Source organism: Psychrobacter pulmonis (assembly GCF_904846465.1).
Lineage (GTDB): Bacteria > Pseudomonadota > Gammaproteobacteria > Pseudomonadales > Moraxellaceae > Psychrobacter > Psychrobacter faecalis.
This window is the reverse complement of sequence record NZ_CAJHAT010000001.1, coordinates 635,104-657,750: the sequence shown is the minus strand read 5'-3', so window position 1 is coordinate 657,750 and position 22,647 is coordinate 635,104. Positions and strand designations below refer to the sequence as shown.

General features: G+C 44.0%; 20 protein-coding genes. 13 read left to right on the top strand and 7 right to left on the bottom strand.

Annotated elements, in window-relative coordinates; genetic code table 11:
• Window positions 1-39: 39 nt before the first annotated feature.
• The 5 genes from JMX70_RS02800 to gmk all read right to left on the bottom strand — a co-directional run bounded on the left by JMX70_RS02800 (window position 40) and on the right by gmk (window position 6,715).
• Window positions 40-2,346, bottom strand: coding sequence for a primosomal protein N' (locus JMX70_RS02800; RefSeq protein ID WP_201589368.1), 2,307 nt, complete (start codon window positions 2,344-2,346; stop codon window positions 40-42).
• Between the two features lie 140 nt (window positions 2,347-2,486).
• Window positions 2,487-2,867, bottom strand: coding sequence for a RidA family protein (locus JMX70_RS02795; protein WP_144296647.1), 381 nt, complete (start codon window positions 2,865-2,867; stop codon window positions 2,487-2,489).
• A 119-nt stretch (window positions 2,868-2,986) separates the two neighbouring features.
• Window positions 2,987-5,176: a RelA/SpoT family protein gene (locus JMX70_RS02790; RefSeq protein ID WP_201589366.1), complete on the bottom strand. Its 2,190-nt coding sequence runs from the start codon at window positions 5,174-5,176 to the stop codon at window positions 2,987-2,989.
• Window positions 5,177-5,625: 449 nt separating this feature from the next.
• On the bottom strand, window positions 5,626-5,886 hold the full coding sequence (rpoZ, locus tag JMX70_RS02785; RefSeq protein WP_068403827.1) for a DNA-directed RNA polymerase subunit omega: 261 nt from the start codon (window positions 5,884-5,886) through the stop codon (window positions 5,626-5,628).
• A gap of 202 nt (window positions 5,887-6,088) precedes the next feature.
• Window positions 6,089-6,715 (bottom strand): guanylate kinase, encoded by a 627-nt coding sequence (gene gmk, locus JMX70_RS02780; RefSeq protein ID WP_201589363.1) that lies wholly within the window; start codon window positions 6,713-6,715, stop codon window positions 6,089-6,091.
• A gap of 433 nt (window positions 6,716-7,148) precedes the next feature.
• Here gmk and ispH point away from each other — a divergent pair, with 433 nt between their 5' ends.
• From ispH to JMX70_RS02720, 12 genes are all read left to right on the top strand, one after another.
• Window positions 7,149-8,105: a 4-hydroxy-3-methylbut-2-enyl diphosphate reductase gene (ispH, locus tag JMX70_RS02775; protein ID WP_201589360.1), complete on the top strand. Its 957-nt coding sequence runs from the start codon at window positions 7,149-7,151 to the stop codon at window positions 8,103-8,105.
• Between the two features lies 1 nt (window position 8,106).
• Entirely contained in the window at window positions 8,107-8,352 is a 246-nt protein-coding gene (locus tag JMX70_RS02770; RefSeq protein WP_144296643.1) for a hypothetical protein, read from the top strand.
• Between the two features lie 102 nt (window positions 8,353-8,454).
• The gene (locus JMX70_RS02765; protein WP_201589357.1) at window positions 8,455-9,270 is read left to right on the top strand and encodes a thioesterase family protein; all 816 of its coding nucleotides are present in this window, start codon (window positions 8,455-8,457) and stop codon (window positions 9,268-9,270) included.
• Between the two features lie 302 nt (window positions 9,271-9,572).
• Window positions 9,573-11,093 (top strand): catalase, encoded by a 1,521-nt coding sequence (locus JMX70_RS02760; RefSeq protein ID WP_201589678.1) that lies wholly within the window; start codon window positions 9,573-9,575, stop codon window positions 11,091-11,093.
• A 307-nt stretch (window positions 11,094-11,400) separates the two neighbouring features.
• Window positions 11,401-13,407, top strand: coding sequence for a molecular chaperone HtpG (htpG, locus tag JMX70_RS02755; protein ID WP_227671139.1), 2,007 nt, complete (start codon window positions 11,401-11,403; stop codon window positions 13,405-13,407).
• Between the two features lie 252 nt (window positions 13,408-13,659).
• On the top strand, window positions 13,660-15,132 hold the full coding sequence (locus tag JMX70_RS02750; protein ID WP_227671138.1) for a C13 family peptidase: 1,473 nt from the start codon (window positions 13,660-13,662) through the stop codon (window positions 15,130-15,132).
• Window positions 15,133-15,324: 192 nt separating this feature from the next.
• Window positions 15,325-16,215: an S-formylglutathione hydrolase gene (gene fghA, locus JMX70_RS02745; RefSeq protein WP_201589354.1), complete on the top strand. Its 891-nt coding sequence runs from the start codon at window positions 15,325-15,327 to the stop codon at window positions 16,213-16,215.
• A gap of 386 nt (window positions 16,216-16,601) precedes the next feature.
• On the top strand, window positions 16,602-16,838 hold the full coding sequence (locus JMX70_RS12630; protein ID WP_320158246.1) for a TIGR03643 family protein: 237 nt from the start codon (window positions 16,602-16,604) through the stop codon (window positions 16,836-16,838).
• A 120-nt stretch (window positions 16,839-16,958) separates the two neighbouring features.
• A complete protein-coding gene (gene rpe / locus JMX70_RS02735) occupies window positions 16,959-17,648 on the top strand; it encodes a ribulose-phosphate 3-epimerase (protein WP_201589351.1) in 690 nt (229 codons plus the stop codon).
• A 73-nt stretch (window positions 17,649-17,721) separates the two neighbouring features.
• Complete coding sequence (locus JMX70_RS02730) at window positions 17,722-18,075, top strand: hypothetical protein (RefSeq protein WP_201589348.1); 354 nt, start codon at window positions 17,722-17,724, stop codon at window positions 18,073-18,075.
• A 119-nt stretch (window positions 18,076-18,194) separates the two neighbouring features.
• Window positions 18,195-18,506, top strand: a complete 312-nt coding sequence (locus tag JMX70_RS02725; protein ID WP_200661857.1) for a hypothetical protein — start codon at window positions 18,195-18,197, stop codon at window positions 18,504-18,506.
• 206 nt (window positions 18,507-18,712) lie between these two features.
• Window positions 18,713-19,024 (top strand): hypothetical protein, encoded by a 312-nt coding sequence (locus JMX70_RS02720; RefSeq protein WP_068403843.1) that lies wholly within the window; start codon window positions 18,713-18,715, stop codon window positions 19,022-19,024.
• Window positions 19,025-19,197: 173 nt separating this feature from the next.
• Here JMX70_RS02720 and rpmG read toward each other — a convergent pair whose 3' ends face one another.
• Together rpmG and rpmB are read right to left on the bottom strand one after the other, a co-directional pair.
• Window positions 19,198-19,353 (bottom strand): 50S ribosomal protein L33, encoded by a 156-nt coding sequence (rpmG, locus tag JMX70_RS02715; protein ID WP_010201403.1) that lies wholly within the window; start codon window positions 19,351-19,353, stop codon window positions 19,198-19,200.
• Window positions 19,354-19,486: 133 nt separating this feature from the next.
• Window positions 19,487-19,723, bottom strand: coding sequence for a 50S ribosomal protein L28 (gene rpmB / locus JMX70_RS02710; RefSeq protein ID WP_057761372.1), 237 nt, complete (start codon window positions 19,721-19,723; stop codon window positions 19,487-19,489).
• A gap of 486 nt (window positions 19,724-20,209) precedes the next feature.
• Here rpmB and JMX70_RS02705 point away from each other — a divergent pair, with 486 nt between their 5' ends.
• Window positions 20,210-22,531 carry an Ig-like domain-containing protein gene (locus JMX70_RS02705; protein ID WP_201589345.1) on the top strand — a complete coding sequence of 774 codons (2,322 nt, stop codon included), beginning with the start codon at window positions 20,210-20,212 and terminating at the stop codon, window positions 22,529-22,531.
• The last annotated feature ends 116 nt before the right edge of the window (window positions 22,532-22,647 follow it).

The following is a 22,647-nucleotide window of genomic DNA, read 5'->3' as shown; positions in this document are numbered from 1 at the left end:
ATAATTAAAACTGGCGAGGTGTGTTTTAAGATTGAACGTTTACCAGCCGACAGGGTCGATATCTAAGGTCAGTTTTAGATATTTGGCGCTTGGCAAAGCAAGTACAGGTTGCCACCAGTGATTGAGTACCCTATGTAATTGCTGTCGGTCTTTGCCTAATAGCAGTAATTGCGCGTGGTAGCGACTGTTCTTTTTACTCATCGGCGCATCGATAGGGCCGAGAACAGCAAGATTATGAGCATTTGGAAGAATACCAACGGCATCTTTTAGCGCTTGCGTGGTGGCAGCTAACGTTTTACCTTCGCAGCGTATTAGGGCAGCATAACTATGCGGCGGCAAGCCCATCATTTTACGCTCTTGCAATAGCTCACGTGCGAATGATAAGTAACCGTCTTTTACCAATTTTAATAACAGCGCATTATCGGGTTGCAGCGTTTGAATAAGCACGCGCCCCGATTTGTCCCCGCGACCAGCACGGCCTGCCACTTGAATCATGAGCTGGGCGGTATGCTCTGGCGAGCGAAAGTCGGCGGACAAAAAACCGCGATCGGCATTAGGCAAGCAGACAAGCGTGACGTTGGGAAAATGATGACCTTTGGCGACCATTTGCGTGCCGACTAAGATGGCAGGTTTGCCTTCATTGATACGCTGATAAATATTCTCCCAGCTATCTTTACCTCTAGTAGTATCGCGATCGATTTGGATAATGGGGTACAACTCTTTGCTGGTTTGTGGATTGGCAAAAATTGCATGCAAATTTTCGCTTAGCCTCGTCGTTCCGATACCTTTGGCGTCCAAATTTTGACTGCCACAATCAGGGCAAACCGTTGGGATATAGGCTTGCCAATCACAGTGATGGCATTTTAAATAAGGGCTGTTTGAATAGGAATTGGATTGCGATTGGCTATTATAATGCACGGTCAAATGCGCATCACAGCGCGGGCAATCGGCTTGCCAACCGCACGCTTCGCATAGCAAAACGGGCGCATAGCCGCGGCGATTTAAAAATATCAATACTTGGTCGCCCGCTTCTAGCGTTTGCCGTATCGCCCCAATCAGCGCATCGGTTAGTCCGGTATCATAACGTGCGCCTTCGTCTGTCGTCTGTTGATGGGTGCTTTGCTGGCGTGCATCAATCAGCTGCATGGTTGCAGGTTTGGCGTTACCAGGGCGAGTTTGCAGTTGGTATTCGATAAGCTTGCCATCATCGACCAGTTTTAGATGCTCAAGCGAAGGAGTCGCAGTACCAAGTACGACGGGAATATTGGCTTGCAGGCCGCGATACAGCGCGACGTCAGCAGCATGATAGCGCAACGTATCTTGCTGTTTATAAGAACCATCATGCGCTTCATCGACGACAATTAAGCCCAAATTCGCAAACGGATACAGCACCGCTGAGCGCGTGCCGATGATAATTTGCGCGTGACCAGTACGGCAATCTTGCCAACCTTGCAGGCGGTGGGTATTGTTCATACCCGAATGTAATAAGACTATATGAGCGGCAAAGCGACTGGCAAAGCGCGCGCGTGTTTGCGGCGTCAAACCAATCTCTGGTACTAGTATCAATACTTGCTCGCCCGCCTCCAAGACCGCTTGCATCGCTTGCAAGTAGACTTCAGTCTTACCACTACCGGTAATGCCATTTAATAAAAACCCCGTATATTGCTTATTTTCATGCGCAGCAATAATGCCATCGACGGCAAGCTGTTGCTCTTCATTTAGGTCAAGCGGCATTTTTGCTAAAGTAACGGGCGCAGGCGCAGATTTCGCTTCGATATAGCGCTCGATAAGCCCTTTGGCTTCTAGCGCCTTTAAGAAAGGCCGCTGCATACCTTCTAATAATAGTACGTCTTCACTAGCGCCGTGCTCGCCGTGTAACTTAAGCATCTCAAACTGCTGCTTTTGTTTTTTGGCATTGCTATGAAAGTCAGTATCAGTGACGTGCGGTAAAATCCGCCAATGGGTAGTCAATAAATCTAACGGCTTACCTTGGCGTACGAGAGTTGGCAACATCACCGCTAACACGTCACCAAGCGGATAGTGGTAATAACGCGCCAACCAATGGGCCAGCTTTAGCATATTGTTGTCTAAAATGGGCTCAGCATCTAAGCATTTATTAATAGGTTTGAGCTTATTCGTCGGTACGTCGCTAGCCGCTTCTTCAATATGAGCAATGACAATGCCGATTAAGGTTTGACGACCAAAAGGCACCTCAACACGGCTACCAATCGGTGGTAGCGGCATGGCAGCCATGGCAGCGCCGTTTGGCAACGTCGGCGTATCTGCTGGCAAGCGATAGTCAAATACCCGATAAAGGGGCACGGGTAGGGCAACTTGTAGCAACATAGCTGGGCTTCGCAGTCTTTTATCGAATGAATAGAGAGTAAAAACATCAACAGCAATATAAAAAGGCACAGACAAATAAGCTTAGCATGAAGCTAAGCTTATTATTATTTACTATAAACCAGTAACGCTCAATAATCGTCTTATTCAATATACATGATAGATTCAATTTCAACCACGCCGCCTTTAGGTAGCGCCGCCACTTGTACGGCAGCGCGGGCAGGATACGGCTCGCTTAAGTTAGCGACAAATACTTCGTTTAGCGCGGCAAAGTCATTTAAATCGGTCAAAGAGACATTGAATTTGACCACATCATTTAAGCTGCCACCGGCCGCCTCACAGATGGCTTTGATGTTTGCAAATACTTGCTTGGCTTGTGCTTCAAAGCCTTCTTTTAGCTCCATGGTATCAGGATCAAAGCCCAGTTGACCGGAGATATAAACAGTATTGCCTACTTTTACCGCTTGTGAATAGGTACCAACGGCGGCTGGGGCTTTATCGGTTTGAATGGTTTGACGGGTCATATGATTTCCTTATGATGTTTTTTTGGTTAAAAAGTTGGCCAAAAATTTCAGGCGATAATAAATGTTCAACATTGAATGGTTTTAAAAGGGATAGATTTTAACATGTATTTTAACGGCTTTTATAATTGATAAAGCCTAATAATATTGGGGAAGCCAAGTAGCGACCGCAACTCGCGAATGCCTTGTGCCAAATGGTTACGGCTACGCACGACGATATGAATAATAGTGTCGCTGCTACGCACGTCGACCTTTTCGACCCCGATATTTAACTGGCGCAGATGATAAATCACTTCACTGATTTGCTCGTCGCTTAGGGCGATTGAGAGTTTGAGATAAGCAGGGAAGCGAATTTTGCTGTTATGTTCCCCGGATGAGTCGCCTTGTTTAATGGCTTTATCATTACGCCAGCGCAGTTGGATAACTTGATAAGGGTTGTCTTTACGTATATCGTCTAACGAAAAGCACTTATGGCGATGTACAACCAGACCATGACGTGATAAATGGCCAACGATAGGGTCACCATAAATCGGATGACAACAATTGGCAAAATCAAGCTCAACACCTGAAGCGTTGACAATCAATTGTTGCGGTTGGGTCATATCATCAACGCTTTCTTGCGACTGCATATCACTGACTTCATCGCTAAACAAACGGGTGACCACCAGTTGCGGCAGCAACGTGCCTGAGCTAATTTGCTCAAACAGGGCGTTTTTTTCTGTCAGACCGCGCCATTCAGTTAAGTTTTTCCAATCACTTTCGGTTAAATCATCGAGGCTTTTCTGATACGTTTTTAGGGCTCGGTCTAGGGCTTGTCTGCCATGATGCTGTTTATCGGCGGGCGATAAGTCTTTAAACCAACGTAAAATTTCCACGCGGGCTTTATTGGTCACCACAAAGCCGAGCCATTCCGCTTTTGGCTCAGAATGACTGCTGACTTCAATCTCGACCAACTGCCCGTTTTTTAGCACCGTCCCGAGTTTTGCATGTTTGTTATCGACATTGGCACCGACCGCGACATTGCCTACCATAGGACCGACGGCGTAAGCAAAGTCTAGCGCTGTGGCACCCTGCGGTAGCTCATAAGCGCGGCCTTGCGGGCTGTAGCAGATGATTTTACTCGAGTGTAGATAATCCATTAGCTCATTAATGGTAGAAACGGCCGCGGAAAAATCAGGACTATCGGCGTCTAACGTGTCTTCGTCGACCAAATCTTTCATATTACGCAGTGACGCTTGAATAACCGACTGGCTGACATCAGAGGCGTGTTCGGCACCAATAACCCCAAGTCTTGCCGCGTTTTGCATTTGCTTGGTTAAAATGGTGACTTTAACAAAGTCATTGTCGCGTTCATAAATCAGGGTGAGCGACTGATTGCCACCGGGCAGCGGACGACGAATATTATCAGCGATATGACTGTCATCAATCTGGTATTTTTTAATCAGATAATAAGCAAGCTTGTCACAAGCTTCGATGTTATCAAGCACTATCTCAAACGCATAATGGCGTAATAGCGCATTAATTTCACCGCGATTACGGAAAAATTGGCGGAAGATAACCACGCGATTGTCTAAAACTTTGACCATGCCATTAAGATTAAGGTTATTTAGCACAATGCTCAAGTAGCGATGAATGGCTTCTCTTTGAAAATTACGCCCAAGTCCATGTTGCAGCAGCTTATCAGACAGCTTGTTATACATATCGGAATCAAGATTACGATAACAAAGCACTTCGATATAATCGGCAATGTCATTAAGCCCCATCAAGCGCGCAAAGGGTACATAAAAATCCAAGGTTTCTTGCGCGGTGGTGCGCTGTTTTTCGGGACGTACCGCATCGAGCGTCGACATATTGTGCAAGCGGTCGGCCAGTTTGATAATCAAGACGCGCGGGTCAGCAAGGGTGGCGGTCAAGATTTTATGAAAGGTGGCGGCTTTGTTTTCTTGCTTGTTATGGGTTGATGATTTTAATTTGGTCACGCCATCGACCAGTCTTGCCACTATTTTACCGTAACGCTGCTCAATATCATCAGCGCTAACCTCGGTATCTTCGACCGTATCATGAAGGATGGCCGCAATAATGGTATCGCGATCCAAGCGAAAGCCTGCCAATATTTCGGCGACGGCAATCGGATGCGTGATATAAGGTTCCCCTGATTTACGCTTATCTTTGATATGCGCTATATCACCGAACTCACAGGCATCAATAATATCACTACGTTCAGCCGCAGTGAGATAACCTACTGAGCGCAGCAGGTTGTATTGAGCATCATCAACTAAAGGATGACTGAGTTTGGGCAAGGTTTGAGTCATAAGGTGGTAATCCTATTTTCCAATACCTATTTATCAGTTCAGGACGGTTCGTCGGCTACGGACTTTTAATGGGTTCAGGACTGTTGGGTAAATGATAGCTGGATGAATAAGCGGCGGTTATGCAAAAGAGTAAGCTATTAGGTCAAAGCATACTAACTTAAAACGCACAAAGCGAAAAGAGGGCAGACCACCCTCTAATTAATCGTAAATCGTTCTCAATGTCAACTCTTATGCGCGTAAGTCAGGCAGAAAATAAAAAATTCTACCTGAGTGGTATGATTTTCGCTATAAATGGTCGCAAAAATTGGCAAGCGTTTGGTGTTATCAGTCGTTTCATAACCAAAAAACCACAGCCGATGCTGTGGTTCTTATCTTTTAGTAATGTCAGCACGGAATAAAGTGGTCGTGCTTATTGCTAAAAGTTAGGCTTTACTAAAAACAGCTCTGTATTAAAAGCTATGATCGCCCGACAAAGCCAAATCTAATGAGCTTGTCGCAAAGTTATGCTCTGGCTGATTTAAAATATCACGGGTGATTTTGCCGGCAGCAATTTCACGTAATGCCAATACCGTAGGCTTGTCATTATCGACGTCAACCATCGGCTCAGCGATACCCTTGGCCAATTGACGGGCGCGCTTACTAGCGACCAAAATCAGCTCAAAGCGATTATCAACATTATCCAAACAATCTTCAATCGTCACTCGTGCCATAAATAGCTACCTCGGTTGTTTTTATCAGTCACGGCGCTTGTCCGTTACTCAATAAAAATAATATCAAAAATATAAAAGGGGGATAGCTAGATATTATAGCATTTTTTGCTTAGGCGCGTAGTTGCTTTTTATATCTACTGTTAGTTATACGAAAATCGAGATTTTTCACTTTTAAACCTTCTTTCTCCTAGGTTTTCTTTGCTTATTCGTCGACTTGGCTATTTAGCAAATTGGCAATAGTGCGATGATAGCGCTGCTGCTGGCGTTTAAGGGTTTGTCTATCGGCGACGATAATGGCTTTTAGCTCGGTTAATGCCACTTCAAAATTGTCATTAATCACCACAAAATCAAAATGTGCATATTGCGCCATCTCCGTGACCGCGCCTGCCAAGCGCTGCTCGATGACTTCCATGCTGTCCTGCGCACGCGTCGATAAGCGCTGACGTAAAGTTGCTAAACTTGGCGGCAAGATAAAAATCATCGTCGCATCGGTAAATATTTTTTTGACTTGTAGCGCGCCTTGCCAATCAATCTCAAGGATCACGTCAACACCTGCCTCTAGCTGCGCGCGTACGCTTTGCTCTGAGGTGCCATAATAATTGCCAAACACTTCGGCATGCTCTAAAAACTTGCCTTCGCCGATAGCCGTGACAAATTTATCAACGTCGGTAAAATGGTAGTGCTGACCATCAATCTCACCGGGACGCGGCGCGCGCGTGGTGTGCGATACGCTAACGGTCAAGTCGTTGGTGGTGGCCAGTAGCTGCTTGACCAGTGAGGTTTTGCCCGTGCCTGAGGCGGCGGTAATAATAAATAATGAACCTGTCATACGGTTTTTCCTAATGGAGTGCATTCTAATGAAGGATGTATTAACAAAATATGAGCTAGAGAAATATGTGCTGCAAAAAAGCAGAAATCGTTTTAGTAAAGTGTTAAAAACTGGTAAAAACAAAAAACGCCATCGAGTATGGCGCTATAAAGTTGTATTGATTTCTCAGTGATACGTCATTATAAACTGCTTAGCGCGCTTTTATTTAATTCGCGCAAGCTTTTTAGCACTTAATCTTAATTATTGTCTGTTTTTGCACTAAAAGGCGCTGTGTCAATGAACGTTAATGCTCAGTTCATTTGAAACAGGGCTATTTTCAAAGGCAATAAAAGCAAATTATGCTAAAGTAGAGCATGGATGTTATCCCAAGTTTTGAGGTTAAGCAGTTTGACGTTAAGCTGTAACCATAAATTATCTAATGATAGGCCCTTTTATGCAAATTTATCTTGCCAATCCACGTGGATTTTGTGCTGGTGTGGATCGCGCGATTGCGATAGTGAACGAAGCATTGACACGTTTTGAGCCACCCATATATGTGCGTCATGAAGTCGTGCATAACAAATTTGTGGTCTCAGATTTGGCCAATCGCGGCGCGGTTTTTGTCGAAGAGCTGCACGAAGTGCCGGATGGTTCAATCGTGATTTTCTCGGCGCATGGTGTCTCAAAGGCGGTCGAAGATGAAGCAGAGCGCCGTGATTTGACCGTATTCGACGCCACTTGTCCGCTGGTCACTAAGGTGCATATCGAAGTGGCTCGATTTGCCCAAGACGGTATGGATGCAGTATTAATTGGTCATGCAGGTCATCCTGAAGTCGAGGGTACAATGGGGCGTTTTAATCGACGCCACGGCGGGCAAATTCATTTGGTCGAAAATGAAAGCGATGTTGAGGCTTTAAATGTGCAAAACGCTGAGCATTTGGCTTTTGTAACCCAAACGACTCTTTCGATGGATGATACCGCGCGCGTTATTGATGCACTGCGTGAAAAATTCCCCAGTGTTCAAGGCCCGCGCAAAGACGATATTTGCTATGCCACCCAAAACCGCCAAGATGCGGTCAAGGATTTAGCCGGTCGCTGTGAGGTGGTGTTGGTGGTTGGTTCGCCAAACTCGTCAAACTCTAATCGCTTGCGTGAGTTGGCTGAGCGTATGGATTGCCGTGCCTATCTGATTGATAATGCTACTGAGATGGATAGAAACTGGTTTGATGGCATTCAAAGTGTTGGCGTTACTGCTGGCGCTTCTGCACCTGAGATATTAATCCAAGAAGTGCTACAACAATTACAAGATTGGGGCGGAGATTTACCAAGTGAGCTGTCAGGTATCGAAGAAAACGTGACCTTTAGCTTGCCAAAAGCGCTGCGCATTCCGGTTACGCAAGTAGGTAAATAGCATGAATAAGCAGAAAAAAGGCTTTGTGTTAGCAGAAGCGACGCTTGCTGAGATTAATAAGCAGTTAAAAATTAATCTGTTTACCATCGTTGTGCTGATTGTCATGCTAGTGCTGAACACTGCGCAATTTATGAAAGAGTATAGTGTCTTATATGGTGCACTTATCGCTGTCATGGCGTTTTTTCTATTTATAATGGCCAAAAGTCGCACCATGCTCATGATGAGGAAACAACAGCTTACCAAGTAAATGCTAAAGGTAAATTAAATATAACCGTTATTATGAAAAGACCAGCTTATTAAAGTGGTCGAGAATACAGCAATAATAAAGAAGATTAGATTAAGGATGTTCATGCCAGCTTATTATCAGTTTATCAAACGCGAACAGCTAGAAGGTGGGGTTAGCGTTGCCCATTATCAGCCAACCAAACATGCACAAGGCGCTTGGAATGAACACGAGCAGCATATGGCACCAGCGACTGGACTGCTGACCGCCGAGCTTGAAGGCTATACGCCGCAAACAAATATGCGTATTGCTCGTATCAGCCTGGATATTTTAGGCTTGATACCGCTTGATGAGTTTACCGTTACCACGCGTTGTATTCGTCCGGGCAGAACGATTGAGCTAAACGAGGCGGTCATGAGCAGTCGTGGCCGTGATGCCATTATCGCGCGCGCTTGGCGACTGCTGACCCAAGATACCAGCGAGATTGCCGGACTTGAAGACCAAAAAGCGCTGCATCAGCCTGAGGATTTGCCTGTTTGGGATGGTATGAAAGGCTGGCCGGGTGGTTTTATCGAAAGCGTTCGCTTGGTTGCTGAGCCCGACCGCCGTGCTGGACGTGGTATGGTATGGATTACCAATGATGTCGAGATGGTAGAAGGCGAAACGACTGACGATTTGGTACATCTAATGGGGATGGTCGATACCGCCAATGGCGTCGTGCCACGCTTGGGACTCGGCTTATCAGCATTGCAATGGATGTTCCCCAATACGGATTTGCAAATCCATATGCATCGCGCGCCAAAAGGGCGCTGGCTTGGCATCGAAGCGGTGCAACAATACGGCGATGACGGTATTGGGCTGACCAGCGCTGTGCTGCATGATGTGCACGGGCCGTTTGGTCGTAGTGAGCAAATCTTGACTATCCGCCCTATGCCGCGTTAAAGCGCGATAGCTTTATGTATTGGATAGTCACAAAAGTACACTGAACAGGATTGCTTCAGCAAATTATCGTCCTAAGTTAGCATTTAGTTGATAAGAAAATGGTTAATAGTTATATAAAATAAATCAAAAGTATGTGATTAATTTATTATACAAATAATTGAAAATCGGTTGTAATGGAATACCACAACGAGGCAAGGTGATTCAAAACTGCTATGATGGGTTTTGATAGTGAAGGTTACCTTTCACTTTATCCTTGCAACAACGATAACTAAAGGAATATGGCCATGAACGATATGAACGATATGAACGATAAAAAATGCCCTTACGATATGACGCCGTTGACCATGAGTAATGGCGCGCCGGTGGTCGATAATGAAAATAGCAAAACCGCTGGTAAACGCGGTCCTCTACTTGCAGAGGACGTATGGCTTAACGAAAAGCTCGCTGATTTAAACCGAGAGGTTATTCCTGAACGCCGTATGCACGCCAAAGGTTCGGGCGCGTTTGGTACTTTTACTGTCACTAATGACATTACTCAATATACGCGTGCTGATATTTTTAGCGAAGTGGGCAAGCAAACGGAGATGTTTGCGCGTTTTAGTACAGTCGCAGGTGAGCGCGGTGCCGCTGATGCTGAGCGTGATATTCGCGGTTTTGCCCTAAAATTCTATACCGAGCAAGGCATTTGGGATTTGGTCGGTAATAATACACCGGTATTTTTCGTTCGTGACCCGCGCAAATTTCCAGATTTAAACAAAGCGGTCAAGCGTGACCCACGTACCAATATGCGTTCGGCGACCAATAACTGGGACTTTTGGACGTTATTGCCAGAATCTTTGCACCAAGTCACCATTACCATGAGCGACCGAGGTATCCCAGCCTCTTATAGACATATGCATGGCTTTGGCTCGCATACGTATAGCTTTATCAATAGCGACAATGAGCGTTTTTGGGTCAAATTTCATTTCCGTACTCAGCAAGGTATCAAAAACTTAACCGATGCCGAAGCCGCTGAAATCATCGCCTCGAATCGTGAAAGCCATCAAGAAGATTTGCTCAGTGCCATCGACAATGGCGATTTTCCAAAGTGGAAAATGTACGTGCAAATCATGCCAGAAACCGATGCCGATAAAGTGCCTTATCATCCGTTTGATTTGACCAAGGTATGGCCAAAAGGGGATTATCCGCTGATTGAAGTTGGCGAGATTGAGCTTAATAAAAACTCAGACAATTATTTCTTAGACGTCGAGCAGGCGGCTTTTGCGCCGAACAATCTTGTGACTGGCATTAGTGCCTCACCAGACCGTATGCTACAAGCGCGTCTCTTTAGCTACGCCGATGCTCAGCGTTATCGCGTTGGTGTCAACCACAAGCAGATCCCAGTCAATAAACCTCGTTGTCCTGTCACCAGTAATCAGCGCGACGGTCAAATGCGTGTCGATGATAACTACGGTGGCCGTCCACACTATACGCCAAACAGCTTTGAGCAGTGGCAAGATCAGCCGCAGTACGCTGAGCCAGCTTTAAAGATTGATGGCTACGCAGCGCATTACGATTTCCGTGAAGACGATAGTGATTATTTTAGCCAGCCGCGCGCACTGTTTAACCTAATGAACGATGAGCAAAAGCAAGTGTTGTTTGATAATACCGCCCGCGCGATGGGTGATGCGCTTGATTTTATTAAATATCGTCATATTCGCAACTGTAACTGGTGCGACCCTGCTTATGGCGTAGGCGTTGCCAAAGCCCTTGGCATGAGCGTTGAAGACGCTATGGCAGCACGTGAGAATGATCCTGCTCGTCATTTACCTAGCTGTTTATAATCTCTGTAGAAAATAAAAACGATAGAATTTAGCTGTTCTATATTTATCTAAAAACACCGCCTTAGGAAACTGGGGCGGTTTTTTTTATGCTTAATTATTTTTTAGCTTAGTTTAGCCTATTTGATCTTGAAATTTTTACCCGTGCCCCTATCTGATTAGGCAGCCTAGCAGTATTTACAGCGCCTTCTTGCTAATCAAATTTAGTAATTAGATTGGGTAATCAAATTGGCTAAACTGCTAGTATTTGAAAATTTGTGATTTATGCGTGCTGGTAACAGCATTTTTGGTATCAATAATAGGAGTTTTTATGAGTGAACAGACCCAAGCGGATAATAAAAACGCTAATGACATCAATATTAATAAAGACAGCCCAGAATTAAAAAAACACAGTTTTGAAGCAGAAGTGGCGCAGCTGCTGCATTTGGTGACGCATTCGCTTTATTCTAATGCCGATATTTTTGTGCGTGAATTGGTTTCGAACGCATCGGACGCTTGCGACAAATTGCGCTTTGAAGCGACCAATGACGACAGTCTTTATGAAGATGACGGCGAGTTAAAGATTCGTATCGCTGTCGATGAAGATGCCAAAACCATTACCTTTATCGATAACGGCATCGGTATGAATGAAGCCGACGCCATCGAGAATTTAGGTACGATTGCCAAGTCTGGTACCAAAGCTTTCCTAGATAAATTGTCTGAATCACAAAAGCAAGATGGACAACTAATCGGTCAGTTTGGAGTGGGTTTTTATTCAGGTTTTATCGTTGCTGATACCATTAGCGTTGAGTCACGAAAAGCGGGCGAGCCTGCCGATAAAGGCGTACGCTGGGTTTCAGACGGCACGGGTAGCTTTACTGTTGAGCCAATCACCAAAGAGACGCGCGGTACCAGCATTACTTTGCATCTAAAAGAAGAGTACAGTGAGGGTGAAGATAATTACCTAGACCGCAGCAAAATCAAGCGTTTGGTCAATAAGTACTCAGACCATATTAGCTTGCCGATTCAGATGCGTAAAGAAGTCTGGCAAGAAGATGTGAAAGAAGAGGGCGACGACAGTGACGCGCCAGCAGGCGGTCAGATGGTCTTGACCGACGAGTGGGAAACCATTAACAAAGCCAGTGCGCTTTGGACCCGCTCAGCATCTGAGGTTGAAGATGAAGAGTATGTCGATTTTTATAAAAACATCACTTATGACATGGATGCGCCGCTAACATGGACACACAACCGCGTTGAAGGTCGCGTTCAGTATACCCAGCTTTTATATATTCCGAAAAAAGCGCCGATGGATTTATACACGCGTGAGCAGCAGCACGGCTTAAAGCTTTATGTGAAGCGCGTCTTTATTATGGACGATGCTGAGCAATTGCTGCCGATGTATTTGCGTTTTGTGAAAGGGGTCATTGATTCAGCGGATCTGCCGCTTAACGTCAGCCGCGAAATCTTGCAAGAATCGCGCGATGTTAAATCTATCCGAGATGGTAACGCGCGCCGTATTTTGACCTTGCTAGCGAGCCTTGCTAACAGCGAAGATAGCGATAAACAAGAAAAATTTGCCCAATTCTATAGCGAATTTGGCGATGTGATTAAAGAAGGCCTTGGCGAGGATATGGGCAATCAAGAGCGTATTGCCAAATTGCTGCGTTATGCCACTAGCACCAACGACAAGGTTGAGATCAGCTTTGAAGATTATAAAGGTCGTATGATTGACGGACAAAAAGCCATCTATTATCTGACGGCGGATAATTTAGCAGCTGCTAAAAACAGTCCGCAGCTTGAGCTGTTTAAGAAAAAAGGCATCGAAGTTATCTTGATGACCAGCCGTGTTGATGAATGGGCGATGAACTTCTTGACCCAATTTGATGGCACGCCGCTACAAAATATTGCTAAGGGTGCGGTTGATTTAGGCGACTTGCAGGACGAAGCCGAAAAAGCTGAAGCTGAAAAAGCGCAAGAGACCATGAAGCCTGTCGTTGATAAGCTAAAAACAGCACTTGGCGCGCGCGCAAAAGACGTTAAAGTCTCAACGCGTTTGGTTGATAGTCCAGCGTGTCTAGTCATTGGTGAAGGTGAGCTGTCACCGCAAATGATTCAGATGCTGAAGCAAATGGGTCAAGATGTACCAGAAAGCAAACCAACGCTTGAGGTCAATCCTGACCATCCACTGATTAAAAAGTTAGAGAGTAGCGAGCAGTCTGACGACAATTTTGACAAGCTGGCGCAGGTCATTTTTGACCAAGCGTTACTTGCCGATGGCGGTCAACTAGAAGATCCAGCCGCTTATCTAAAACGCGTCAATGAGCTATTGATGCGATAATAATTGCTGCTTAATAAAAGGAGGTCTTGATTTTAAGGCCTCCTTTTTTAATGGATTGCCAATCAACGTTTAGAGTAATTTTTCGGCAGTTTTTACAAATCAGCCTTATCCTCTTGAGCGACAATCCGTTACAATCGCGATAGATTAGCGAGCTAAAATATTAAGTTAAGTTTTTCGCTTTTCAATCCTATTTTATCGTCAAATAATAATAAATTGGCGTTATTTCTCTCGACTGGCTAGAGGTCTAAGTCTTTGTCACTTGCGTCATTAAAAACCGTATCGCTTCAGCGCTTTTCGCTCAATTTCGCGGCCAATATTATTGCCACCTTGTGGATGTTGGTCGGATCGACGCGGGCGTTTTCTTGGGTAAAACCCACCTTTATCCAGTTTGCGGTATTCGCCATATTGGCACTGGGTAGTAATGTCCTATTCTCGTGGTTAGCCGCCGCAAATGGTAGCGTCTTTAATGAGCAAGGATTGGTCAGCTACTTAATTTGGCCAATGATTATTTTGCTCGGCGGTATTATTTTAGCCCGCCGCGCTGGTAACCAAGCGCTGGTTTTTGTCCCTGTCATTCTATGGCTGGTTGCCGATACGCTATCAGCGTTATTGCAAAGCCTCGTCCAGTTTTTTGGCAGCTATGGGTGGTTGCCAAGTTGGAGTTATTCTTTTTTACCTATTTTATTTTTAGTGCTGTTTTTATGGCAAACCCTCGCTTTATTATGGATATTTTTCCGCCGCCTGCGCATTTCTTGGTGGGAGAGAATCATTGTCTTAGTAGGAGCAGTGGCATTATTGACCATTTGGCAGCGCAACGTCGCCGACCAGCCGATATTTAAGCAAATTCCTGTTGAGCCAGTACTAGAAGAAGCGGCTTTGTACGAGCAGCCGCGATTATTGCAGCAAGCTTTAGACCGTATCGACCCGAGTATACCCGGTAAAAGCGACTGGTATTTTATGGGCGTGGCAGGATTCTCAGACCAAAACGTCTTTCGTTCTGAGATTAATAAAGTGCGTGAATTGTTTGACGTGCGCTTTGGTACCAGTGGCCATTCGCTGGCATTGATTAATAATAACTATACGTGGCTAGATGAGCCAATTGCGACAAAAACCAGTATTTTACGCGGGTTAAAAACCATCGGTCAGCAGATGAATGCTGATGAAGATGTGTTATTTCTTACCCTATCGTCACATGGTGATGAAAATATTATTCAACTGGCAAATCCACCATTAGCGATGGATAATTTGGATGCCACGTGGCTGCGTGAAGCGTTAGATGCGTCCGGTATCCGCTGGCGAGTGATTGTGGTGTCGGCGTGCTATTCAGGCTCGTTCATCGATGAATTGGCATCACCAACAACGGTAATTATTACCGCCTCCGCCGCTGATAAAATGTCGTTTGGTTGCACCAATAGTGCTGAGATGACTTACTTTGGACAGGCTTTCTTTGCGGAGAGTTTGCGCGAAAACACCAGTTTTTCTGATGCGTTTAAAGACGCCGCCTACCGCGTGCAAGAACGTGAGCTCTATATGGGTTTTGAGCCATCAGAGCCGCAGATGGTCATTGGTAGCTTAATGGAAACCGCGCTGCCAGCATTTGAGCAAGTGTTGTTTACTAAAACCCGTCCAGCGCTCGCCAATATGACTAATCAGCCGAATTCTGTTAAGGTTACTCAAGCTCCTGATACGGCAAACGCAATCGTTAATCTGCCTGAAAGTGACTAAGGCCTGCTGATAAATGAGATTTATGTCGCTACTAAGGCGCGCTTTTTGAATTTTTAAAATGCTACTTGAGTGAGTGACTGTCTTTAACTGACTTTACTTAATTACTTGTCGTTAACAGTTTGCTTGCTAATAGTAAGGATGGGCAGTTGTCACTTAGCGCTTATTTCATCTTGGATAAAAAGGATGTCACTTATGAATAATTCTTATAAACACAGTTTATCTACCAACTCAAAGATTGAGCAAATCAGCGTCAATCGCTGCTTCGATGGCGAGCAGCATTATTATTGTCATGAGTCCACCGCGACCAAAACGCCGATGACCTTTAGTATTTATCTGCCAGATGAAGCGCTGGCTGGGCGCCGTTGTCCGGCTGTTTTATATCTCTCGGGTTTGACCTGTAATGCCGATAACGTCACCCATAAAGCGCATTTTCAACAAAAATGTAGCGAGCTTGGCATGATATTTATTGCGCCTGATACTTCTCCTAGAAGTCATGACGCGCACGATGTCGCAAACGATGAGCGTTATTTTGTCGGGCAAGGCGCAAGCTACTATGTCGATGCGACGCAGGCACCGTGGGCAGAACATTTTAATATGCAAAGCTATATCGTTGATGAATTATACGATTTACTGCGCTCAGAGTTTCCGATTGATAGTATCGGCATCACAGGCCACTCGATGGGCGGTCATGGGGCGTTACTATTGGGCTTTAAGTTCCCAAGTAAGTTTGTTAGTGTCTCCGCCTTATCGCCTGTTTGTGCTGCCAGTGAGTCGGCATGGGGGCAGGCCGCTTATACAGAGTACTTCGGCGATGATAAGTCGCTATGGGCGCAAGCTGATGCCTCACAGATGATTGTAGAAGTTGGTCAGCAGTACGCCAGTATCTTGGTCGACCAAGGCGCGGCTGATAATTTTTTGGCAGAAGGTCAGTTGCAAACGCCTAAGCTGCAAGCAGCGTGTGAAAAGGCCAAGCAGCCATTAACATTACGCTATCAGGCCGGTCATGACCATAGCTATTATTTTATTCAAACAGTGATTAATGACCACATCGAACACCATTGGCGTATGGCGCAGATGAGATAAGCTTATCAAATAATAGCGCTTTAATAACTGAGCGTATCGTATCGTCTGTCATATAACTTGACAGACGGTTACGCTGATTATTTAACCAAGCGCCTTTATTATTATAAAATAGATTAGTACAAAATAGAGCGTGCTTGCCAATAGGCAAAACTTTTTTAAAGGTAAGTTTTATGATGAATAAGCTAACAGCGCCATCAAAGACAAATCTAGCTAACCGACAGCAGACGGCTCAATTATCACTGGCAGCGATGCAAGCGGATATGGCTAATATGATGGCAACTTTAAAAAATAAGCAGCGAGTTGGTGTTGTTCAAAAAGAAAATATCAAATCAGAAACGCGCAAAGCAAGGCCAGCTAATACAGCTGCTACTCATGCGCTTGATGCCGTGCAATTATCGCGGGTGATAGAGATGGCGTGGGAAGACCGTACGCCGTTTGAAGCGATAGAGCACAGCTACGCTCTAAATGAGACCGCAGTCATTAAGCTGATGCGCCAAGAGTTAAAGCCATCGTCTTTCCGCTTATGGCGTCAGCGCGTTACTAGCCGTGCGACCAAGCATCAAGCAAAGCGTCCTTTTGATGTCGGTCGTGCGTATTGTAAAACCCAATATAAGCCGCGCTAACGCTTTTTTTAAAACGCCTTATTTAAAAGAATCGTCTAAATGTAGTATCTAAATACCAATCCTAGTGATTAAAAACTTTTTTATTAAACGTTTATACCAACCCAAATAGGTAGCTCAACTATGACTAGCCCAGCCAAACCCTATCTTATCGCGCCTTCTATTTTATCAGCTGACTTTGCCAGACTTGGTGAAGAGGTCGAAAAGGTATTGGAGGCGGGCGCTGATATTATCCATTTTGATGTGATGGACAATCACTATGTGCCTAACCTAACCTTTGGTAGCATGATATGTCAGGCGCTGCGTGACCATGGTATCGAGGCGCCGATTGATGTCCATCTTATGGTATCGCCAGTCGATGGCATGATCGAGCAGTTTTTAGAGGCGGGTGCGAGTATTATCACTTTCCACCCAGAAGCCAGTGCTCATATTGACCGCTCTTTGCAGCTGATTAAAGATGGTGGCGCTGAATGCGGTTTGGTATTAAACCCCGCAACGCCACTGCATTATTTAGATTATGTGATGGACAAGGTTGACCAAATCTTACTGATGAGCGTTAACCCTGGATATGGTGGTCAATCGTTTATTGAGGGTACCTTAGATAAAGTTCGCCAAGTTCGTCAACGTATTATTACCAGTGGTCGCGATATTAGACTAGAAGTAGATGGCGGCATCAAAGCCAGCAATGTTCGCGCGATTGCCGAAGCAGGCGCTGATATGTTCGTCGCCGGTTCCGCTATTTTTAATCAAGAAGATTATAAATCTGCCATCGACGCTATGCGCGCCGAATTAGCCTTGGCAAATGGTTATTAATCCCCATTTATAACTATTAGTATGAGTGTTAAGGTTATAACGATGGACTCGATAAGCCATATAAAGGTGAAATATGAACACGCAAAAGCCCATTAACTCGTCAGTATCGCCTGAGCCTATAAAAGAAAAACAAGCCCCAAGCTTAGTACCTAAGGGTCTCACTATAGGCATGGCAGCTTTTGCCTTGGTGCTTAGCCTCGCTGGTTATGGTTTTCGCCTGCTGATTGGCGATGATGTCGGAGAAGTGCTGCGTCATGCAGCAGTGATAGTGCCAGCCTTTATGATTGGTATTCCGCTATTTTTCTGGCTCGGTTCACGCATTTTAAATAAGCTCAAAGGTTTGCATATCGCAAGCTGGAATGCCATTAGCTTGGGCTATTTAACCTCTTGTATAGCCATGCTTTGGTTAATGGGCACTTATAGTTAATAATTGGCTGCTGTTAGCGCTTTAACATGGTTATCTTTTAAAACTTTGTCTTTATGGCATTCATCGATTTCTACTTTTTAATAAGTCGTGCTTTATGATGCGACTGGACACTTGCTAGTATGGCTACTTCCTCTAAGAAAATTACCGATATCATTTTCCCAAAAGAGCTTCCAAACAGTTTGTTTATTTTACTGATTATCGCCTGTTTACTCTTAGGTTTATCCTACCTGCGCCATGGTACCGGACTGCAAGGCTGGCTACATGTCTTTGAAAATTGGCTACTTATGTTGCTCATTATCCCGACCGCCACCGCTACCGTAGCCTTACCGTTTAAATATCGCGACCCGTCGCTCGAGCTCAAGCAAATGTATTATCTAGGGATGTTTGTCGCTTTCTTATTTACCTTAGCGAAATTACGCTATTGGCGTTAATAGCGATTTAGCTCGTTCATAAGCTTGATAAGTAGTATTAAAGAGCATTTATGCAAAACACTTACGCGTCAGGCCTTGAATTGTCGGCGCAAAGCGTCCATTGTATAAGTAAGATAGTTTTGCCCGAATATCTGTAAAACTAAGATTTTATAAACGAAGTCAGCGCCTTTTTACAGACATAAAGCGGGATAATAAGGAAAAAATAGATGCCATACGATATTGATAATGAAATAGAAGTAGATAACGATAGTCGCGATCAGTTCGCTGGATTTGCTAAAGAAACCACGCTTGAGTTGGTTGAAGCAGCGGATGGCAAATTGCTGCTACGTGATGCCGAGGAAGAAGAAGCGCCGCTGATGACCATCGATTTTTCTGATAAGCTGAAAGAAATATTAGGCAGCGATACCCAAGCGATTGGTCAGCATATGATTCATGCTGCGATTCAGGTCATTATGCAAAAACAGATGAGCCAGTGGCATGCCCATGTCTATGACAAAGAACCCACTCACTATAGCTAAAGCTAATCAGGCTGATAGCCTCTAAATTTATAGCTTATAAATCTGTAAGAACGAAATATAATAGCTGGTTAAAATAGTGTATGGTTGAAATGGTTGGTGGGTCAAAAACTGGCAATAAAAAAGGGTTTATCATTTGATAAACCCTTTTTTTGTTCAAATAATTTAATAATAAATTATTTGATTTTTGCTTCTTTAAAGATTACGTGCTGGCGTACTTTTGGATCAAACTTTTTGATTTCCATTTTGCCAGGCATAGTGCGCTTGTTTTTGGTAGTGGTGTAGTAATACCCAGTACCAGCAGTTGATACTAATTTAATTTTATCTCTCATGATAGCTTTCCTGTAAATGAGGGGTCTTCAAACGATAGGTACGAATACAAAAAGTTCAGTTGCTACAAAGAAAGTAGCTAAAAAGCAGCTTGGAAGGTGAGAATTATCGACCGCTCAAGCTGCTTCTCTTAACTTATACTTTTTGACCTTGTGCGCGTAGATCCGCTAACACTTTGTCGATACCAAGTTTGTCAATGATGCGCATACCTTTGGTAGACACACGTAGACGTACAAAACGATTTTCAGACTCTACCCAAAAACGATGGTTGTGAAGGTTTGGTAGAAAGCGACGACGGGTTTTGTTGTTTGCGTGCGAAACATTATTACCCACCATAGGGCGCTTTCCAGTCACTTGGCAAACTCGAGACATGGCGAACTCCTAATCTATGAGGCATGAGGGATTCTCATACCAGTCTGGGCAAGTTGCGCGTTTTTGCGGCATGGACACAGCAAGCGGCAGCTTTGCACCAAACAAAACTATATGAAGGTTGAGCTGATATGACTGTTACTAAAGGCAAATAACAGACCCACCAATTCAGAAAATTTTAAAGCCGACATTTATACCATAAAACAGATGAATACTCAAATATTTTTATGATTATCGTCGGTCTAAAGGGTAGCTATTATACCCTGAAATAAGCCGTCTATGTTGTTGATTATTTAATAGTAAAGATTCATTTTTTAGTTGTAAGTTATAACAAAAGTCAGTAAAGTTGCTGTTATATATTTAATACAATCTGTTAATACAACCAACCTTACTGTAATTCTATGTATCATTATCAGTCTGTCATGATTCTAGACAATGATATCTTGCTTATTTGCGCGAATAAATTACTGCCGATGCGGAGTTCCAAATATGTCATATAGTTCACGTCCACTTTCTTCTAAGTTGTTTCAACTGACAGCGCTAACTTTAGCACTTACATTGGCTGGCTGTGGCGGCGGTGATGGTACAGATACAATAGCACCAACACCTGACTTGGGCCCTGAGCAGCCTGGCAATGGAGGAGGTTCTGACGGTGGCGAGCAAAATGTCGAAGAAATCAATATTGTTGAAAGTGCACTCTATAATGCTGATGGTAACGTTATAAATTCAGTTAACTTAGAGGGAGCTTACTATCAAATAAAGGTTGTTGATAACGCTAAAAACCCTATTATAAATGCAAAAGTTGTTTTTAATATTGATGCAGAAGGGATAAGCCTTTCTCAAACGACATCAGGTGCAGTTTTGACAGATGCGGAAGGCATAGCACAAATATTTTTAAAGCCTGATAACGCAGAGGTTTCAGGTGCATATACTATATCAGCGAATGCAACCTATAATCAGCAAACGGCCACAACCGATACGACCTTCTCCGTTCAGGCAACAAATGTGGCTTTATCAGAAATAACGGTCGGGTCCAATAGTTTGGCATCAGGAGGCCAAACGCCCATCAGTTTGAAGGTTACTAATGAAGCAGGTGATGCACTGAGTGGCGTTTTAGTAAACTTCAATAGTGGCTGCGGTCAAATACCAGAGCAAGTTACTTCTGATAGCGAAGGGATGGTTAAAGCAGTTTTTAAAGCCATCAATTTGGATACCACGCTATGTAGTGGTTTAGTGAGGGTATCTGCACGTACAGGTAATCAAACTAAATCAACGACTATTACTGTAGCCTCTGCTGAAGCTACTTCAATTATTTATACCTCTAATGACCTAAGTCTAGGTATTCGAGGTAGTGGTTCATCTTCTACAGGACAAGCGGAGTTTACAGTATATTCCGGATCTACTACCCTTGCAAATGAACAAGTTAGAGTTTCTTTAGAGAAGTCACCTTTTGGGCTTACTTTTGGGCCAAATAGAGACCAACAGTCTTATATAGCCACAACTGATGCAAGCGGTCAGATAGTGGTTCCAATCTTCCCCGGTACGACTCCTGGTCCAGTAGAAATTGAAGTGTCTTTGATTGATGACCCTCTAATTAATGCCTTATCTAAAAACATCACAGTAGCAAGCTCAAGAGTCACTCAGACAGGCCTTAGTCTGTCATGGGAAAAGAACGTTTTAGATTGGTCTTATGATGGTGATAGCACTCAAATAAACGCAAGAATGGTTGACCGGAATGGTAATAAAGTGCCCGATGGCACAGTAATTAACTTTACTGCTGAAGGTGGCAAGATTACTTCTAGCTGTGCCACAGTCGATGGTAACTGTACTGTCACTTTTACAACGCAAAATCCACGTCCGGGCGATGGTCGTGTAAGCATTCTAGCGGTTGCTGAAGGTGAAAAAGAATATATTGATATGAACGAAAACAATGCTTGGGATGAAGGTGTTGATATATTAGTTCACAATATCGGTGATACATTTCGTGATGATAATGAAAGCGGTGAGTTTGAAATTGGTGAGTTTACTTATCCAATGACAACTGGGGCGAGTAATCAGTGTGAAAACAACCTTGATAGATATATCAATCTAAAATTTCCATCATTGTCTGAGCTGAAAAAGCGTCAATACGAAGCTAATTATATAAGTGAGTTTGTTTCTCCAAACAAGGCCAATACTTGTAATACTGGTTTAGATACAGTAGTGCGTTATCAAGGTATTACTTTGCTATCTAATGGTAATGATGCGCGTTTCACCGTAGGAAATTTAGATCAAGGTGGTAATTTTACAGTTCGACCATCTCAAGATATTTTTAGTAGTGATACCTTAATATCATTTAGAGTGAATAGTGGTGGTTTTTACGACTTAAGTCCTATGCCTTCTGGTACGACGATAACTGGTTCAGCAATTGACCAAACTTCTGCAAATCCAACTGCTACAATTAAACGTGTCGCAAACGGATTTTTCATTGAGGTTTTGGATGCTAATCCAAGTTCCAGAGTTACTGTAAAAGTTGGTAATGAAGAGTTTTTAGTTCCTATTGGTAGTAACGGTACGGGAACTTCACAAGTATTTACTACTAATAATCCACCTACAGGCGAAATTACTGTAGAAAGTAAAAATAGCACTTGTGAAGCTAGCATATCTGGCGTTCTCAAAGTACCAGCAAACGTAGCGACTGGTATGCCAGGTGATAACTTGGGTACTTTTACAACCTTTAAGCTGAAAAACTGTCAGACAACGGATGAGGTTAAGATTACTGCCACTGCACCAAATGGCAATGTAACTAGCTATACTTATACTATTAGATAACTGCCGTAGTTACTTGAGCATTCTACAAAAACCCCCAACCCCGCGTTGGGGGTTTTTGTATTCATAATCTCAATAACCAAATACAAGCAACTCAATCAGCAAAGTTTTGCAAAAGC

What these genes read in the sequence shown, in the direction of transcription:
- JMX70_RS02800 (WP_201589368.1), bottom strand. Translation starts at nt 2,346, where the DNA reads ATGTTGCTACAAGTTGCCCTACCCGTGCCCCTTTATCGGGTATTTGAC.
- JMX70_RS02795 (WP_144296647.1), bottom strand. Translation starts at nt 2,867, where the DNA reads ATGACCCGTCAAACCATTCAAACCGATAAAGCCCCAGCCGCCGTTGGT.
- JMX70_RS02790 (WP_201589366.1), bottom strand. Translation starts at nt 5,176, where the DNA reads ATGACTCAAACCTTGCCCAAACTCAGTCATCCTTTAGTTGATGATGCT.
- rpoZ (WP_068403827.1), bottom strand. Translation starts at nt 5,886, where the DNA reads ATGGCACGAGTGACGATTGAAGATTGTTTGGATAATGTTGATAATCGC.
- gmk (WP_201589363.1), bottom strand. Translation starts at nt 6,715, where the DNA reads ATGACAGGTTCATTATTTATTATTACCGCCGCCTCAGGCACGGGCAAA.
- ispH (WP_201589360.1), top strand. Translation starts at nt 7,149, where the DNA reads ATGCAAATTTATCTTGCCAATCCACGTGGATTTTGTGCTGGTGTGGAT.
- JMX70_RS02770 (WP_144296643.1), top strand. Translation starts at nt 8,107, where the DNA reads ATGAATAAGCAGAAAAAAGGCTTTGTGTTAGCAGAAGCGACGCTTGCT.
- JMX70_RS02765 (WP_201589357.1), top strand. Translation starts at nt 8,455, where the DNA reads ATGCCAGCTTATTATCAGTTTATCAAACGCGAACAGCTAGAAGGTGGG.
- JMX70_RS02760 (WP_201589678.1), top strand. Translation starts at nt 9,573, where the DNA reads ATGAACGATAAAAAATGCCCTTACGATATGACGCCGTTGACCATGAGT.
- htpG (WP_227671139.1), top strand. Translation starts at nt 11,401, where the DNA reads ATGAGTGAACAGACCCAAGCGGATAATAAAAACGCTAATGACATCAAT.
- fghA (WP_201589354.1), top strand. Translation starts at nt 15,325, where the DNA reads ATGAATAATTCTTATAAACACAGTTTATCTACCAACTCAAAGATTGAG.
- rpe (WP_201589351.1), top strand. Translation starts at nt 16,959, where the DNA reads ATGACTAGCCCAGCCAAACCCTATCTTATCGCGCCTTCTATTTTATCA.
- JMX70_RS02730 (WP_201589348.1), top strand. Translation starts at nt 17,722, where the DNA reads ATGAACACGCAAAAGCCCATTAACTCGTCAGTATCGCCTGAGCCTATA.
- JMX70_RS02725 (WP_200661857.1), top strand. Translation starts at nt 18,195, where the DNA reads ATGGCTACTTCCTCTAAGAAAATTACCGATATCATTTTCCCAAAAGAG.
- JMX70_RS02720 (WP_068403843.1), top strand. Translation starts at nt 18,713, where the DNA reads ATGCCATACGATATTGATAATGAAATAGAAGTAGATAACGATAGTCGC.
- rpmG (WP_010201403.1), bottom strand. Translation starts at nt 19,353, where the DNA reads ATGAGAGATAAAATTAAATTAGTATCAACTGCTGGTACTGGGTATTAC.
- rpmB (WP_057761372.1), bottom strand. Translation starts at nt 19,723, where the DNA reads ATGTCTCGAGTTTGCCAAGTGACTGGAAAGCGCCCTATGGTGGGTAAT.
- JMX70_RS02705 (WP_201589345.1), top strand. Translation starts at nt 20,210, where the DNA reads ATGTCATATAGTTCACGTCCACTTTCTTCTAAGTTGTTTCAACTGACA.